At 67.0% G+C, this 16753-nt stretch carries 13 protein-coding genes; 6 read left to right on the top strand and 7 right to left on the bottom strand.

All coding sequences use genetic code 11. From position 1 onward, the window contains the following. The first annotated feature begins 126 nt into the window (after positions 1-126). The 6 genes from ACLJPL_RS32455 to ACLJPL_RS32430 all read left to right on the top strand — a co-directional run bounded on the left by ACLJPL_RS32455 (position 127) and on the right by ACLJPL_RS32430 (position 6629). Complete coding sequence (locus ACLJPL_RS32455) at positions 127-1128, top strand: CBASS cGAMP-activated phospholipase (RefSeq protein WP_411084544.1); 1002 nt, start codon at positions 127-129, stop codon at positions 1126-1128. 1 nt (position 1129) lies between these two features. Further along, positions 1130-2299 (top strand): cyclic GMP-AMP synthase DncV-like nucleotidyltransferase, encoded by a 1170-nt coding sequence (locus ACLJPL_RS32450; protein WP_411084532.1) that lies wholly within the window; start codon positions 1130-1132, stop codon positions 2297-2299. Beyond that, entirely contained in the window at positions 2271-2708 is a 438-nt protein-coding gene (locus tag ACLJPL_RS32445; RefSeq protein ID WP_411084531.1) for a hypothetical protein, read from the top strand. The genes ACLJPL_RS32450 and ACLJPL_RS32445 overlap by 29 nt, the downstream gene beginning before the upstream one ends. 246 nt (positions 2709-2954) lie before the next feature. After that, entirely contained in the window at positions 2955-4166 is a 1212-nt protein-coding gene (locus ACLJPL_RS32440; protein ID WP_411084530.1) for an ABC-three component system protein, read from the top strand. A 20-nt stretch (positions 4167-4186) separates the two neighbouring features. Next, positions 4187-4648, top strand: a complete 462-nt coding sequence (locus ACLJPL_RS32435; RefSeq protein WP_411084529.1) for a three component ABC system middle component — start codon at positions 4187-4189, stop codon at positions 4646-4648. A gap of 31 nt (positions 4649-4679) precedes the next feature. Next, positions 4680-6629 carry a DUF3732 domain-containing protein gene (locus tag ACLJPL_RS32430; RefSeq protein WP_411084528.1) on the top strand — a complete coding sequence of 650 codons (1950 nt, stop codon included), beginning with the start codon at positions 4680-4682 and terminating at the stop codon, positions 6627-6629. A 246-nt stretch (positions 6630-6875) separates the two neighbouring features. Here ACLJPL_RS32430 and ACLJPL_RS32425 read toward each other — a convergent pair whose 3' ends face one another. The 7 genes from ACLJPL_RS32425 to ACLJPL_RS32395 all read right to left on the bottom strand — a co-directional run bounded on the left by ACLJPL_RS32425 (position 6876) and on the right by ACLJPL_RS32395 (position 15565). After that, complete coding sequence (locus tag ACLJPL_RS32425; RefSeq protein WP_411084527.1) at positions 6876-8075, bottom strand: endonuclease domain-containing protein; 1200 nt, start codon at positions 8073-8075, stop codon at positions 6876-6878. 484 nt (positions 8076-8559) lie between these two features. Beyond that, the gene (locus ACLJPL_RS32420) at positions 8560-9648 is read right to left on the bottom strand and encodes a TniQ family protein (RefSeq protein WP_411084543.1); all 1089 of its coding nucleotides are present in this window, start codon (positions 9646-9648) and stop codon (positions 8560-8562) included. A gap of 204 nt (positions 9649-9852) precedes the next feature. After that, complete coding sequence (locus ACLJPL_RS32415) at positions 9853-10707, bottom strand: TniB family NTP-binding protein (RefSeq protein ID WP_411084526.1); 855 nt, start codon at positions 10705-10707, stop codon at positions 9853-9855. Between the two features lie 164 nt (positions 10708-10871). Further along, a complete protein-coding gene (locus ACLJPL_RS32410) occupies positions 10872-13022 on the bottom strand; it encodes a helix-turn-helix domain-containing protein (RefSeq protein ID WP_411084525.1) in 2151 nt (716 codons plus the stop codon). Beyond that, positions 13019-13756, bottom strand: coding sequence for a TnsA-like heteromeric transposase endonuclease subunit (locus ACLJPL_RS32405; protein ID WP_411084524.1), 738 nt, complete (start codon positions 13754-13756; stop codon positions 13019-13021). The genes ACLJPL_RS32410 and ACLJPL_RS32405 overlap by 4 nt, the downstream gene beginning before the upstream one ends. A gap of 393 nt (positions 13757-14149) precedes the next feature. Beyond that, positions 14150-14818 (bottom strand): hypothetical protein, encoded by a 669-nt coding sequence (locus tag ACLJPL_RS32400; RefSeq protein WP_411084523.1) that lies wholly within the window; start codon positions 14816-14818, stop codon positions 14150-14152. A 249-nt stretch (positions 14819-15067) separates the two neighbouring features. Beyond that, positions 15068-15565 (bottom strand): hypothetical protein, encoded by a 498-nt coding sequence (locus tag ACLJPL_RS32395; RefSeq protein ID WP_411084522.1) that lies wholly within the window; start codon positions 15563-15565, stop codon positions 15068-15070. Positions 15566-16753 lie beyond the last annotated feature (1188 nt).

The raw sequence follows: 16753 nt of genomic DNA, 5'->3' as shown, positions 1-16753 counted from the left end.
CTCCGGCACGAACCCTCTCCGCCAGCGTCAACAAAGGGCTCTACACGGCCTTCAACTACCTACAACTTCGAGGCCATCGATGAACTGACATGCTGATCATCACAGGACGTAGTCTCGACGGCGAAGATCTGGCCCAGCCGGGCCGGTCCTACAAGGAACAGTACGACGGGGGCGGTTCAACTGACCGAACGTTTCCAGATCCTGGCCCTGGACGGCGGCGGCTTCCGCGGCATGTTCTCCGCCGCGGTCCTCGCCCGCCTCGAGGAAGACCTCGACATCTGCATCGCCGACCACTTCGATCTGATCGCCGGCACCTCGACCGGCGGCATCATCGCGCTCGGCCTGGGCCTGGGCCTCACGCCCCGCGAGATCCTCACCTTCTACACCGAGCACGGCCCGAGGATCTTCCGCGACCGCTCCAAGATGCGCGGCCTGCGCCACCTTCTGCGCGCGAAGTACAGCACGGAGCCACTGCGGGCGGCGCTCACCGACGTCTTCGGCGAGCGGACCTTCGGAGAAAGCACCAAACGCCTGGTGATCACCTCCTACAACATCGCCGCCGACGACGTCTACCTTTTCCGGACCCCACACCTGCCCACCCTCAAACGGGACTGGCGTGAAAAGGCCGTCAACGTTGCGCTCGCCACCTCTGCCGCACCCACCTACCTGCCCGGCATGCCCCTGGACGGAGCTCGCCTCGTCGACGGCGGCGTCTGGGCGAACAACCCCACCATGGTCGCGCTCACCGAGGCCGTCGGACCACTGTCCGTCCCCCTCGAGGCCATCAAGGTCTTCAGCCTCGGCACCACCACCGACGTCCGAAGCCGCCACCGCCGCCTCGACCGCGGCGGCCTGCTGCCCTGGGCCAGCGACGCCGTCGAGATCCTCATGCGGGCCCAGAGCGAAAGCGCGGCCAAACAGGTGCGCCACTTCGTAGGCAAGGACAACGTCCTGCGCCTCAACCCGACCGTCCCCACGGGAGCCGTCGCGCTCGACAACGTCGACATCCAGACCCTCTCCGGACTGGCAGGCCATGTTAGCCGCGACGCCTCACCAGCCGTCCACCGAACCTTCTGCGACCACCGCGCCCCCGCCTACACACCCTGCCACCCCACCCGGGAGGAATGACGTGAACACGCTGCACCCGGCAGGGGAGACCGACACCGACTCCCTCGAACAAATGCTGTCCATGCTGCTCGACGGTGCCGTGGAGACCCTTGACATCTCCCCGGATATCTACGACAGCGCTGTTCGCCGCTACAAAGACGTCGCCACCTATCTCGGGCTGAACGAGAGCCCGGACTACGAGATCTACTCGCAGGGATCCTTCCTCCTCGGTACCGTCGTCCGCCCCCAGACACCCACCGGCGAGTACGACATCGATCTCGTCTGCCGCATCCCCCAGCACAAGACCAGCACCACACAGGACGATCTCAAACAGCAAGTGGGCGACCAGCTCATCGCGTACCGGTCCTGGAAGCAGCAGCAGGGCCACAAGGACGGCCCCATCAGCCTGGAGCCCCGCCGCCGGTGCTGGACACTGGGATACATCGGATTCCACCTCGACGTCCTTCCCGCCATCCCGGACGACGAACACCAGCCCCACGGAATCCTCTTGACGGACAAGAACCTGCACAAGTGGCAGCACGGCAACCCGATCGGCTACGCGGACTGGTTCAGCGCCCGCTCCGAACTGTCGCACGCCCTTCTCAAGAAGCGTGCCAGCATCGCGGACGTGCCCGTCTGGCACATCCGCAGCACTCTCCAACGCCTCGTGCAGGTAATGAAATGGCACTGCATGACCTACTTCGGCGACGACACCGACAACCGCCCACCGTCCATCCTCCTCACCACCCTCGCTGGCCTCGCCTACCGAGGCGAGGACGACCTGTTCACCGCCCTGCGCAACGTGCTAGCCGCCATCCCCGGCTTCATCGAACAGCGCAACGGCCAATGGTGGGTCGCCAACCCCGCCCACGAGAAGGAGAACTTCACCGACAAGTGGAACGAATACTCTCAGCGGCGCCAGGCCTTCATGACCTGGTTCCGAGAGCTCACCGACACCATGGACAACCCGGCCCTGATGCACTCCGAGGGCCTGGACGCGGTCTACTCCCAACTCGTCAAGTCCTTCGACCCCGTGCCTCTTCAGCGCTCCTTCACCCGATACGCGAACCGCATGAGGAACACAGCCACCCAGCAGCGGATGAGCACCACGGGACTGCTCTCCACCACCGCCGCCGGCCCGCGCAGGCGCCCCCAGACCTTCCATGGCCAGCACACCGACGCGCGCGCTTAACCTCGCCCGGCAGATGGCCGCCGTCAAAGCCGCTGTCCCCACAGCCGAAGTGACACTGCGCGGCGGTAAACTCGTCTGCGTCCTCACACTGCAGCCCACCCCCGTCAGCAGGCGCTACACGGTCAGAATCACCCACCGCCACTGTGGACACCCCCGCGTCAGCGTCATCGATCCGCCACTGGCACTGCACCCGGACGCCACACGCCTTCCGCACGTCTACGCCAGCGGCGACCTGTGCCTGTACCTGCCCGGCGAATGGAACGACCACATGTTCCTATCCCAAACCATCCTGCCGTGGACCTCGGCGTGGCTGCTGCACTACGAACTTTGGCTCATCACGGGCCGCTGGACGGGAAGCGGCGAAGAACATGCCCTCCCAACGGCCTGGCCCTCCACCGCCGACCGCTGAGGCGAGCGCCATGCCAACTGCCCCCCAAGATGACTGACGGCGATTCTCTTGGGGCTGACGGTGATGGCTGGTCGGGTGCTACGTTGTGGCCCAGGGGAGTGGCACGGCGCATCGCACCAGACCGAGCAGTTTTGAGCTGTATTCCTGGTGCGGCCGGTCGCAGGGGTGGGACTTGCGCCGCTCAGGCAAGCACGATCAGTAGTGGGGAACGTGGCGCGAGCAAGGTCGCATTCGGCGGCAGGGCAGATGACCGGATATCTCTACCAGTGCGAGCTGGCCCTGCTCGAGCTCGCCCGTCGCAGTTGGCAGGACCCCACCGTCGAGGTCCGCATGGAACTTCTCGACGACATCGAGTTCCTCGACCCGGACAAGACCCCACGCGAACTGTTGCAGGCCAAACACCGTGAAGCGGCCGGCCCGCTGAGCGAGACCGGCAAGGACTTCTGGCGTTCCGTCGCGTCCTGGATCGATGCCCTGAAGAAACTCTCCGACCCCGCAGATGCCGCCATGCCCATCCTGCGCCTGGTCTCGACCCAGAGCGCACCGCCGGGCACGTTCTTCCAGTACCTCAGCGACGGCCCGGACCGGGACGAGACCAAGGCGCTGGAGCGTATGGAGGAGACCGCCGACGACGCGGACGGGCCGGTCACCACCGCCGAAGACCGTGAGCTGTTCATGCAGCTCGCCCCGGCCCGGCGCCAGCAGCTCGTCCGCGCCATCACCGTCAATGACGCGGCCCCCCTGATGTCAGACCTGGACTCTAGTCTCGCCAAGGAACTGGGGATCACGCCGAGCGACCACGCGCAGGCAGCCCTCGACGAGATCAAGGGGTGGTGGTACGGCATGGCGGTCAAACTGCTGGAACGCAAGAACCCCCAGCACATGCGAGCCTCCGTCAGCGCCCAGGAACTCATGTGCCGACGGGACGAAGTCACCGGCCGCTACATCGGCAAGAACCTGCCGATCACCGAGACACTGCGCCACCTCACCCAGGCAGAGATCGCCGGCTACAACGACCGCCTGGTCGTCACCCAGATGCGGTGGATCGGCCTGCCCGACGACGAAGTGGCGATGCACCTGCGTGACTACCACTACGCACGGGCACAGCGCTCCGAATGGCTGCGCACCTTCAAGATCACCCCGGAACGGCTCGACGAATACGAAGGTGAACTCCACTACGAGTGGGAGACAGCCTTCCGCCGCCGTACGCGCCGCATCCGGGACGACATGAGTGAAGAGCAACGCCAGGACATCGGTCAGGAAATCCTGGACGCCACCATGGACCGGGTTGCTGACACCCAACTGCGACCCGGCAGCGTCACCGCCCCCTGGATCGGCACCGGAAGCGCCCACGGCCTGTCCGACCAGGCCGACACGGCAGAGCCCGACCGGCAACTCGGCTGGCACCCCGACTACCAAGACCGCTGTCAGAGCCCCGACGAATCGCAGGAACAGTGACGACCGACTCCCACCGCAACGTGTCGGAGGTACAAGCGCTGTTCAACCCCGCCTTCGGCGCCTACCTCCTGGCCAGCGCCGTCAACACCGCCACGAAGAAGGCGGACCGGCCACTGCCCTGGCCCAGCGCGTTCCTGATCCTTCCTCTCGTGCTGCCCGCAGACACCCGCGACTCTCTCCCCGGCAAGTCCACCGTCACGCTCACAGCCTGGGCACATGAACACCCGCGCCTGCAGGCCGCATTCGCCGAACGCGCCGCAGCACTGACCGACTACACCCGCACCAGCCTGCGTACCGCCATGCGCCACCAGGCCATAGACGTCACCCCCGGCGGACTCGTATGCCCCCGCACCCCCAAGCCAGCCTCCGCCGCCCCCGGCGAAGAGGTCGCCGACTGTGCCCGCGCAGCCGCACTGGTCGGCCGCTGGCTCGCCGTGACCGACCCCACCCGCGCCTTCACCACCCTCGGCGTCCGGCCCTGATCCGCCCTCACCAAGGAGCTCCAGAACCGTCATGCAACTGCTCGCCCTGGCCCTCTACCACCGAGACGGCAGGAAGCCCCCAAGGATCCTGCGGTTTCGCCCCGGGGCGCTCAACATCCTCACCGGCGAGTCAGAGACCGGCAAGTCCGAGGTCCTCACCATCGTCGACTACTGCCTCGGGCGCCGCGCACCCAACCTGCCTGACGACCTGATCGACCAGACCGTCGGCTGGTACGCCCTCCTGGTCACCTTCGCCGACAACTCACGCATGGTCCTGGCCCGGCCCAGGCCGGCAGGAGCCTCCACCCAGCACGCGTACACCCGCACCGGCGGCGCCGGCCTGGACATCCCACGACCCGACGAACTCGTCAGCAACTCCAACGTCGCAGCGCTGCGCAGCGAGCTCAGCGCCCGCCTCGGCATTGAGGACTTCCACTTCCAGCCCCCCACCGGCGCCGCCCGCAACGCCTTCGATGTATCCATCGCCCAGGCAGCTCTGCTCTGCTTCCAGAGCCAGAACGAGATCGCCGACCAGACAGCCCTGTTCCACCGACAAACCGAATCCGGCATGGCCCAGGCGCTCAAGGACACCCTGCCGTACTTTCTCGGCGCCGCCGGCCCCGAGCAGGCACTGCGCCGCCACCGACTCGGCGAATCCCAGCGCGCCCAACGCGCGGCACAACGCAAGCTCGACGACGCCCTGCGCCATCAGCAGGCCATGGATGCCAACGGCCTCGCCCTCGTGCGCCTGGCGGAAGCCGAAGGCCTCCTGCACGAGGTGCCCGCAGCACCCGACACCACCCAGGTCCTCGACCTACTCCACCAGGCTCTGGCCGCAGCCCCGGAAACCGCCGCACCACTCGAACTGCGTGACAGGCGCCAGGAACTCAACGACGAACGCCGCGCCCTGCGCGAACAACTGCAGGAATTCGACGACGCCCTGGCCGCGGTCGACCGCTGGCAGCAGCAGGGACGAGCCTTCACCGGCGAACTCCACCTCCAGCTCGACCGCCTCAAAACCCTCGACCTTCTCGGCCCGGAGCGCCGGCACGACACCAGTGTGTGCCCCATGTGCACCCAGCCCCTGGAACACCCGGACCCCAGCGCACACGACATCACCGAACTGACCGGCCACCTCGCAAGCGAACTCGCCAAGGCACAGACACTCCAGCCCGTCCGCGAGGAACACCGACGAGCCCTGCAGACCGGACGCAACGACGTCACCGAGCGCCTCAGGCTCAACGGCGCCCAGCTCAAAGAACTCCTGGCAAGTGACGAGCGCCTGCGCAACCTGCAGGAACAGAACCTACGAGTCGCCCACATCCAGGGCCGGATCTCCGAAGCACTCACCCGCGCAGGCACAGACAGCGACATTGCGCGGCTGCGCCAGAATCTCGTCCTTGCCCAGGACCAAGCAGCGACACTGGAACAACTCGTCGACGAGGACGACGTCGCGGCCGAGACGGAGCGCCGTCTCGCCGACATCGCCATCGGTATGACGGCCTGGGCCAAGCGACTCAACCTCGGAGGAGCAGCCGATGCCACCGAAGTAGCCATCAGCCTCAAGCTCCTCAACGTCGTCCTCAGGCGACCCTCAGGACGCCTGCCCCTTACCCGCATCGGCAGCGCCAAGAACCACATCGGCTATCACTTGGTCGCCCACCTCGCGCTGCACACCTACTTGCGACGCAACAACCGACCGGTCCCAGGCTTCCTGATGCTCGACCAGCCCACCCAGGCCTTCTTCCCGGAAAAGCCCCGCGACGCTTCCACCATCCAGGACGCCGACTGGGCCACCGTGACGGCCTACTTCCAACTCCTCAACGACGTGGTACAGCTCAACCAGGGAGCTTTCCAGATCATCGTCTGTGATCACGCGAACCTGCCCGAAGGCTGGTTCCAGGACGCCGTGATCGGCAACTGGCGCCCCGACGCCGACGGCAGGCGTACCGCCCTGATTCCTCTGGACTGGCTCGGCTGAACAGACCACAGTGGCGGATGCGCCGATGCCATCCAGACACGACCGACGCCATGAGAGCGTCCAACTGTAGGGGCGCGCAGGCGGGAGGGGCTTTGACCGTCTCCGGTACGAGTTGCTGAACGACCTGTACGGCCGGCCTGTATGCCCGGCAGAAGGCGGCGTCTGTGCTGCGCTCTGCCGGGCGCCCGGTCCGTGGGCGGACTCAGGGAAAGAGTTCAGAAACAGGAGCGATGAGGCGGCGGGACCTCAGGCGGATTCTTTGCCGGGGCCGTTGGCATCGGTCTCCAGGGCTTTGTCGACGAACTCCCGTACCAGCTGCCTGACCTGTGCGGCCGGCACGACCTGTTCCCACTCGAGGCTAGATGTGCGTTGCCAGCAGCGCATGCGGAAACGGATCGATCCGTCTTCCTGAACCGCACCCCACGCGGTGTGCGACTGCGTCGCACACGGGCCGTGAGGGTCGGGGACGAACGTCTGCAGCACGATGTCGGGCTGGTGGCGCGGCGGCACGGTCCTGTCGCGGCGGCAGCCGTCGCACAGCAGGAGGTGGCGGACCGCACCCGGCCGGTGGATGAACCTGTAGCCGCCGCCTTCGTAGGTGTTGCAGCTGGCACACACAGGCCCGCGCACGAATCCGTGCGCGTGGCAGTGGTCCCAGTACATGGCCTGCCGAGGGCTGGGGCACAACCGGCACAAGAACGCCTCCGGCTGCGAGTGCTTCAGCAGCGACGCATACAGCCGACCGCGCAGGTGGTCGTTGTAAGGGCGGGCGACGGAGGCGGCGCACGCGGGACACAGGGTGGTGTAGCCGCTGTTGCTGGACGTGCGCCACGTCCAGACGTCACCGGTGGCGTTGCAGCGGCTGCATCGGGTGGCCTGTTCGACGCACTCGGCGGCGATCTGGTCCGCGCGGTCGAGGAGGGCAGCGTAGGCGCGCGGGACCATCCAGGTGGCGCCGGACCACGTCAGCATCGGTAGCGGGCTGGTACAAGCGATGGGTGAACGGCCGTAGCACTCCTTGACCTGCTCAAAGGTCGCTCCGCACCCCAGCCCGTAGCGGTTGGGCCGCATGCTGCTGCACGGCTGCTGTCCTTCGCAGCGGCAGCCGTTCGCGCTCTGCTCCTGGTAGGAGATGTGGTCGAACCAGCGGTGGATCTGTGAGCGCCACGTCCGATTGTGCTCGGCGGACGAGAGACGGGCGTCGACCAGGTCATCGGGATCGAAAGGCAGCGAGGCGAGCCGGTCGCCGGCCGCGCGGATGTCCCGATCGTCCAGCCGCCACCGGCCTTTGTACTTGTAGCCGCGCACGGCGGTGTCTCCGATGAGGACGTGGTTGCTCATCTGGAAGGTGTAGCGGGACAGTGAGGCGGGCGCCGCGGGGACGGGGCAGCCCTCGGTGAGTTCCGCCAGTAACTGGTTGGCGTACTCCGGACTGATCGATGCCATGGTCTGTCTCTCCTTCGTGTGCGAGGGGGTGTGCGGCGGCCTGTGGACGCCGACGAGATATGGCCGGGGCAAAAGTGGCTGGTGAGGGAGCTGGGACTGGGCCGGCAGATGTCACGGGCACGGCGCGGCCCGCGGCGAGGGCACCGGTTCCCGGCCACCGGTCCGGAAGGCTGCCGCCGCCTTCTCGCGGCGGGGGCAGCGGTCGGTGAGGAAGCCGACGCGATCGCTGTACTCGGTGGGCCGTACGGCCGCTCGGCGCACCGTCCACAAGCCGTTGCTTTCGAGGCGGCCCGCAGCGGTGAGCCGGTGCAGCCACCGATCGGGATCGGTTTGTGTGGCCGTCCTCGGTCTGGCGCGGCTGTAGGCGATCAACCAGTCCGCGAGCCACGGCCTGCCGGCCCGGCGGCTGATGTCCGAGTAGCCGTGGTAGTAGGACCGGGGGGAGATGCCGACCTGGCGTGTGTGTCAACGGCACGAAGCCGCCTCACCCGGGCCCGTAACGATCGTGGGTTCCCAGCCTCCGGTCAGGAAAGCGGCCCTGGCGTCGTCGATGACCGGGCGGACGGGGGGAGCCGCCACTCAGAGCGATCCGGTCGCCGAACTGGTGGGGGCGGGCCAGCGAAGCAGGCATCCGCCACAGCTCCTCCTCGGGAGCGTCCCTGGACGCGAGGAGCCGTTCGAGCCACCACAGGAGAGGGTTGTGCTCCGCTGCGCTGCCACGCCGGGTGCAGGTGCGGCTGCGGGCGATCATCCAGTCCGCGAGCCACGGTCTGCCGGTCCGGCGGCCGAACTCCTCCAGGAGGAGGCTGTGGGCGGCACGGAATCCTTGTCCGGCCGTGGCCGCGGCCGTGCGAAGACGCTGGTGCCAGTGCCGGTCACCGAGCACACGGGCGACAGCGATCGTCTCCGGATAGGGCACCAGCGCATGCGCCGCTGCACTCGCGGCCGAGCAGCCGGTGAACGAGGCCAGAGCGACCGCCCGCCGCCGCCAGATCGGGTCCCCGTGCCATCCCTGAACCTGCCACGACCACACCACCGCCGACGCCAGCGCCACGACCTCGGCGGCTTGTGGGCGGGCACGCAGGAGAGAGGTGTGGTGCCGGTGAGCCGCCAGGACCTCGGGCAGCGCCTGCAACGGAGCGGACACCGAGGTGTGCGCGTCGGCAAGCAGCCAGCGCCGGTGCCTGCGACAGACGTGACCAGCCGCTCCCGGGTAGACCAGCACCGGCTGCTGCGGTGACCAGGAGCGCCTGGTGCACGGCAAGCAGGCCGTGACCCACGCCCTGCGAGGGGAGAACCAGCCTGCCTGCGGGCCGATGTCATCGGTGAGCCGCTCATGTGTCGGCGCGAAGGAGGGAAGCAGCTCGTGCAACCGGGCTGGTGGTGTGCGGGTGAGGCGGCCAAGGGCCGCCCGGGCGGGTTCGTTGAGAAACACCTCTGGAGCGGTCTGGAATGCTCCGGTGACCTTGACGGGGCGGGGACCACTGAAAGCGCCTCGCAGCAGGTCCTGCACCGGCAAGCCGTAGGCCTGGGCAAGCCGGCCGACCCAGGAGCCGGTCAGCTCCTGACTCACAGGAGGCACGCGCACAAGAGGGTGCACGGCAACAAGATCTTCCACAGACGCAGTCCTAAGCAGCGGAGAGGAAACGGCGGCCCTGGGCCGGAGCCGGGCGAACACGGCAAGTGCAGTGCAGAACCCCGGCCCCACCCAGGCGGGGAGAGACCTGCCGGTGGGGGGCGTGCCCCCTGCCCGGGCGGTTTTTGCGACAGCAGTGCTTCAACCAGAGTCGGGGCGGCGCCGGGCGCGTGCAGCGTTCACGGCCTGTGTGTCCAGAACGACCTGCGAGAGCAGCTTCTTGGTGATCGCGTGGCTCTCCTCCACGATGGAGCAGATCGCCGCTTCCCGGATGAAGGCGAACAGGCTGGCCATCACACCCCCGGTTCGCAGATGGATGTAGTCGGCGTGACGCACCAGCGTGTGAGGCCGGTGGTTCACCAGCCGCAATGCCGACTCCATGTCCCCCAGCAAGATGCGCCACTGAGCCTTCTGCTCGGGGGTGCCGTTGAGCAGAGGGGGAGTGCGCAGCAGTTTGAAGCGGGCAGCGAGCTGCGCGCCGCGGGGACCCGTGAGGAGCGCGGACGTCTCCACATTCACGCCCGCCAGGACGAACGTGGCCGGTACACGCTCAGCGAGCGCCTTGACCTGATCAGAGCTGTCGGCGCCAGGACGCGTCCGTGTGTTGAGCAGATGCACGTCATCGAGAAACACCAGCCGGGTCCGCCGCGCCACCATGACATCGCAGACCGCATCGGTGATGACCGTCTCCGTCATCCGGTCGTGCACGGGGATGCCCAGAAAACGGGCGAACTCCTTGACCAGCCCTTTGGGAGTGCAGGTGGGCGGGATCGCCGCGAACACCACCGGAAGGCAGTCGGCGTGCCCAGGCCTTCGGGTCCTCTCGCTGCGCTCGAAGGCGCGGCCCAACTCCATGAGCGTCGTGGACTTTCCCGCCCCAGGGGGCCCGGACACGATCAGCCCGCGCCTGGCCGTGCCCCGGTGCCGGTTATTGACGAGCAGCGTCAACTGCAGCTGACACAAAGCCTCGTCCAAGCTGCGGGTCTTGAGCGTCACGAACTCGGAGTGGTACTCCAGCAGCCTCTTGCGGCTCCAGAAGGAGTTGCCTACCGGCGGTGCGGGCACACGAGGACGCGCAACATACTCCTGCCACAGACCGGCCCCGCTCATCGGGCTGGGGGAAGGCTCCTCCTCGAAGAAGTCGCCACTGGGACACAGCGTTACGGCAGCCACAGATCACCCTCCGGGGTGGTGTCGTCGAGAATGGAAGAGCCACCGGCCGGTTCAGCAGGCAGCTGGCAGGCCCCGTCCAGGAAGCCGTCGTCCTCGTCCGGGATGGTCTCGTCGTCGATTTCCGGCGCCGCGTACACGCCCGCCAGACCGAACGACAGTGTCGGAACGCCCAGGACGTCGAGCCCGCCTAAAGGAACCGGGACAAGTTCCGCGCCTGAGGCGCGTGACCGGGCCACGACCCGCCGCTCTGTGCGGGACAGCTTCGCCTTTCCCGCTGCCCTTTTGAGGAAGTCATCCAACTCCAGAGCGAGCTGAGCCTCGTGCTCGGTGCGTGAGCCTGTCCGCTCGGTGACTTTGCAGACGTGCTCCCAGACGTGGTGGGTGAAGGGAAGGCTCACCGACGTCGCGTGAATCCACGGCACCTCGACGAAACCCTCCGCCAGCCGCACCCAGACCCGCACCGGGTCATAGGGGTTGTAGTGCACCTCCCACAATCCGTCCTTTGACCGCACCGCGGGATCATTGGTGTGCTCCTGATGCAGGCACGCGTGATCGTAGGTGCGGTAGTCGAACCGGATGCCCGCGTCGGTGATGGCCTGCCATCTCACCGGCAGCAGTTCGACGTAGTCGTCCGAACCGAGGGGGACCGGCACATAGCCCGCCACAGGCAGAAGCGATGCCCACATCTGGTTCGGTGTGAGGGCCTTCTTCGGCATCAGAGGATGGCGCAGACCCGCATGGGGCCGATGGTGCCAGTGGACCAGGAACTCATCCAGAAGTTCCTGCAGTTCACGCATGGTCCTCAGCGGTTCCCGCTCGACCTTCGAGCCGCGTTCAGACACACTCGCCCCCGTGTGGCCTGCCAAGTACTGGCAGAACTGGGAGTTCACGGAGCCGAACTGCCGCTCCACATGACCTTTGGCCGGTCCATTGGCCGGCGGAACGGGCTGCAGGGAAATCCCCAGGCTCTCGCACGCGGCCCGTGTCGAGGGCGAGACGAACACCTTGCCCTGGTCGACCACGATCGTCCCGGGCACGATCACCGGGCGTGCCGCAGCATCCTTCAGCCGCTCGTCCATGCTCAGCAGACGCTGGTGGGGGATCACCGAGGCAGCCATCGACAACGAATCCGGCCACTCGGGACGCATCATCATGGGGGTCATCATCTGCGCCAGGAGCACAGCCACATCGGTCAGCTTGCTGCCCGACGTACGCACGATCGCCCACACACTGCGAGTCGCCACATCCAGCGCAATGGTCAGCTCCGGCCGCCCCACCACACCGTCATCGAGGATGATCAGCACATCCAGAGGTGTGCTGTCGAGCATCACCAACTCACCCGGACGCAACACCACCGTCGGAGTGAACGGAGGCGCAGGCCGGGAAGCCCTGGCCCGCCGCTGGCTGACGGTGCCCTCCAGCCCGAGCACCGCTTCCACACAGGTGAGAAGGCTGTTGAACGTGGACTGCGGCGGGACTTCCACCACGCCGGGCCCGTACTCGATGTCCAACCACCACTGCGCCTCACGGCGCATCCGCTTCTTCCACCCACGCGACCGGGAACGCAGGGCCTCCTGAACCAGCAAGGCCCGCAACGCCTCGACCACCCGGGAGTCGGCCCGCTGCAACCGCGACGAGCCGCCCCGCTTCGAAACGAGGCCCCACACACCCCCCTCGTGGTAGCGCTTGCGCCACCTGCGGACCGTCGCGCGGCTCACCGCGGTCCAGCCCTGCTCAGCCAGCTCATCCGCTTTGGCTTGCTCCCGCTGCGCCAGTGTCGTGAGCGCAGGGTCGTACTGGGGCCTGGGCCGCTCCGCTCTGCCCAGGGCAGGCGTGGGAAAGCCCGTCTCCACCTCACGGACGTGCTGCTCAAGAGCGAAGGCACGGACCTGCTGGTCCTCGGAGACCGTCGACAACAGCCCCATCTGCGGCACACGCAACCGCGGAGGCCCCTTCAGCAACTCGAAACCGAGATCACTCAGCGCAGCCAGACCGAACACCGCCAGGCCACCCGAACGGCCCCGTTCCAGCAGCCAGATCCGTGGCCCCTCAGCTCCGTGGGCTTCCACCCCCGCCACGGACCACTCCCGACCGTCACCGCGCACCGGATCCCCGATCTTCCAGACCGGCCGGCTCACTGCGCTACCCCGGCCCCGGAGGGGGCGGAAGCGACAGCCAGGGTCCCCGCGTGCAGCGGAGTGTCCAGAGGAGCGGTCAACAGCCCTCGCCACAAGCCATGGAACACCGCAGGCCACACAGCGATGGGATCACCCACCGCGGCTACGCCGTCCAGCAGAGCCGTGGCAGTGCGGAACGACCGGGAGAGGCCGGGCATCAGATCCTGCGCGTACCGCGGGTGACGGTACCCGGCGAGCCAGCGGACATTCGCCTCCACCACCTGCGACGGCAGCCCGACCAGCCGGTAGTGCCAGCCCGCAGCCGTCGCAGCGGCATCGACATGCACCGCCCGCTGCACCAGCCGCCGCCCCGCCCCCAGCCGACCCGCACAGTCGATCAGCAGTCCGCTGCCGTCGACCAGCCGCGCCATCAGATGAGGCGCACGCCCAATGATCCTTCCGCCTCTGCCCCGCCACCGCAGCTCCACCGGACGGCATGCCACAGCAACCACCTGGGGATCGAAGTCCAGCATCATCAACTGCGTGCGCATCGCCCCGAATCCGTAGCGCACCATGCCGCCGTTCGTTGCCGTCCACCACCAACCTGGGCCCACGCGACGGCCCTTGAGGATCGGGAACTCCCACACCGGGGCGCAGTCCTCCAGGCGCATCTCGCTCGCAGCCTGCAACCACGGCATCTGCACGGCCTCACCAGCCTCACCGATGAAGTGCGCTTCGACGAGATCCGGGTCCACGCACCGAAGCACGCGTCCACGCGCAGAGCGGTCACTTAGCTGTAATTGTTCATTAATTGTGGTGATATTTCGCATAGCAGCATCTTTCCGGAAGAGGTAACGGAGCCGCTGACAGCCACCGGGAACAGAGGGCACACGGTGCGCGCACGTACGCGGCTGATCGCGCGAGCGGCGCAGCGGAGGCAGCCTGTGGCCGCGAGAGAGCCTCGTAGCCGACAGGAGATAAGACAAGCCGTCACGTGACGTGCGCCCGGGGCAGGCGTCGTCCGGGACGTGGCTACGCGGCACCGACGCTGATGAAGGGTCAAGGGGGGCCCGTGACGTGGAGCGGCAGTGCAAGTAGCAGTCGCGTCTTAGCGAGCGGAGCAGCGTGGAGCTGCGTCCCACGCTGCGTCAGGCGGGATCGAGATCGTACAGAGCAGGTACCTGCTTGAGCAGGGCGACGTAGTGCTCGGGAGGCAGGCTCCGCAACTCCGCAAAGGTCAGGCCCATCAGCAGACCAGACGATTCCTCGTCAGCCCCCTCAACTGCGGGTGGGGCGGACGGCAGGGCGATGGTGCACGCCGCCGACGGTGAGATCCGCATCGCTGGATCCTGGCGAAGGACCAGCGCCAGCATCAACCACTCGACGAGGTAGTGAGCCCGGCGGGCGGCGATGCCGGTGGCTTCCCGGAGGCGGCTCACCAGTACCGTCTGCTCGACCGGCGCGTCGAGAAGCATGCCGTAGACCAGTGGCACGGACCAGTGCTCCAGGAAGAGAGGCAGAAGCAGCAGGCGCCCCTGGGTCTCGTCTTTCCTGCAAGCCGTCGCGATCTCCCAGCCCGCCACCGTCGCGGCGCACTCTTGCCGTGTGCCTTCGACAAGACCGACCGTCCCCAGGAACGCCATGATCTCCGCGACTGTGTCCTGCCCCAGCCCCGAACGGCCAGCGAGCTCAAGAGAGCTGACCGAACGCCTTTCCGGTCTGCTCAGCGTTGCCAGATCGAGGGAGACCGCCCACTGAATCGGCGTGCTCGCGCGGCCGGTAGGAAATAGCTGACGGGTCTGGTGCGTGCTGGTCACTGCTCTACCTCCCGCACAGCCTGACGGCCGGCGAAACAGAGGGAGCGGCCGATGCCGTCACCGGTCATAGAGCTCATCACGTGGGGCCTCTTTCGAATTACAGACACGTTGGTATGACGCACCGCGCCTTCCGACACCAGGTCTCGCTATAGTGACGGTGCGCGTGGGGCCTAAACATGCGCAGCCGGGGCCGCCGAACCCACTTCGGCGGCATCCCGTGCCTCTACGCACACGCCAGGACATGATCTTTCAGGAACGCACTGGCTCGGACTCCTTGACGGCAAGCCGGTATGAACCGGTCCGGGGACGAGTGAGGATGCCGCGCTTCACCATGCGGTTCAGGTCTCGGGCGCAGTTCTCCGCTTTGACATCGGGACGCATTTTCCCGACCTCATCCTTGATCTCCGCGTACGTTGCCTCGACTTGTAGCCGCAGAAGGTTCTGGATGACGGCAGCGACGGAGACCCGCGGCTGTGAGCAGGGCGACGCTTCCGCGACGGGATCAGGGACGCCGGTCTCGCCCTCGGTCAGCGGCTCGTCCAGTGCCGACAGCCAGGCCTCAGCCTTCGATAGGGCAGTGCCGGAAGCCGTAGCCATCAAGGCCACCAAATCCTCCCGCTCCTTCGCCGACCGCAGCGCTTCCTCGGCAGCCTGACGCTCAGCCGTCGCCCTGCGGAGGAGTTCTCTGTCTTCTGCGGCATGCCGCGCCAGCTGGGTAGCCCACAGCTTCCGCCTGGTCACGTTCACTGGGTATCTCCTTCCGGCGCAGTCGTAAAAGACCTTCCCTGTGCAGCAGACCATATAGCGGTCCCGCCACCTACCTAGCAACTTCCTGATCGGATGGAACCTCTGTCCCATCACGCCAACACTGAACTACCCCGCATTCCTGGGCGCGCCTACCGTCGGACACCTCCCCCGATTGTCGTCACCCGCGTGGGTGAATGCCCGAAGGGCCAAGATTGACGCCTTCCAGCTGCGACGGTAGCTCGCGGCATACCTGGACGGTTCCGGGGTGAACTGTGCTGTCTGCACTCGCGGTGTATCGAGCGGATCATGACCCATCCTTCGGAATCGGTCTCGCAACAGCACGGTGTGCCGCCGGGGCACCGGTGTGACACCCGTTTCGTTACGATAAATCCGGTCGCCTGGCACCCCCAAGAACCGGCAACGCACAGGACGGATGCGAGGATGCCTGTTCGCTCTGTGTGTAGGTAGCGTTACGATATTCAATCGAATAGAACATGTTTTCTGTGCTCGAAAACATTTCTAACATCCCAGAGATCAGAGGAATTTGAGAGAGAAAATGGCTAGACGCGAGCGATCAGTTCCCGCGGGCGAAGACATGCCGGTACAAAGGCTGGAGTGCCTCCACTGCGGCATGTCCTGGAACCGCCGCCCCAAGCCAGGCCGGCTACCCCGGTTCTGCTCGGATGCCTGCAAGCAGGCTTCCTGGCGCCGACAGGCCCGGGATCGGGACGCCGAGAGGGCGTCTGCGCAGCCGCGACAGGGGCAACGCGATCGGTTCTACGCCGAACTGACGGGCCTTTCAGGCAAGAAACCCCTGCCCACCCCAAGGATCCTTCCCCTGCTGAGGGAACTCGCGGAAGCGACAGCCTCGGACGAACGCACGGCCCAGCAGCTCTACAAGGCCGCGGCACGGAAGTGGCACCCGGACGCTGGAGGAGACGCAGGAACATTCACGCTGCTCCAACTGGCATACCGCCGGGCGCGGCAGGAGGGATTCTGAGGGCGGCAGAACCTGCACGCAGTCACCGGCCGATGCAGTAGCTTCCTGTTCCTTCTGTCCGGCCGGTCTACCGGCTGCTCGGGCGGTAGCCGGGCAGGCTGCGACCGGTAGCGCTCGTCCACCGTGCCACCTGCTCTATGACCTTCCGGCGGTGTGGAGCCGTTCCACGAGGCCCTCTCACCTGCCAA

The sequence above is a fragment of the Streptomyces sp. cmx-18-6 genome, from assembly GCF_046548915.1.
In the GTDB taxonomy this organism is placed as follows: domain Bacteria; phylum Actinomycetota; class Actinomycetes; order Streptomycetales; family Streptomycetaceae; genus Streptomyces.
The sequence above is the reverse complement of the archived record's forward strand: the minus strand, read 5'-3'. Positions and strand labels throughout refer to the sequence as shown.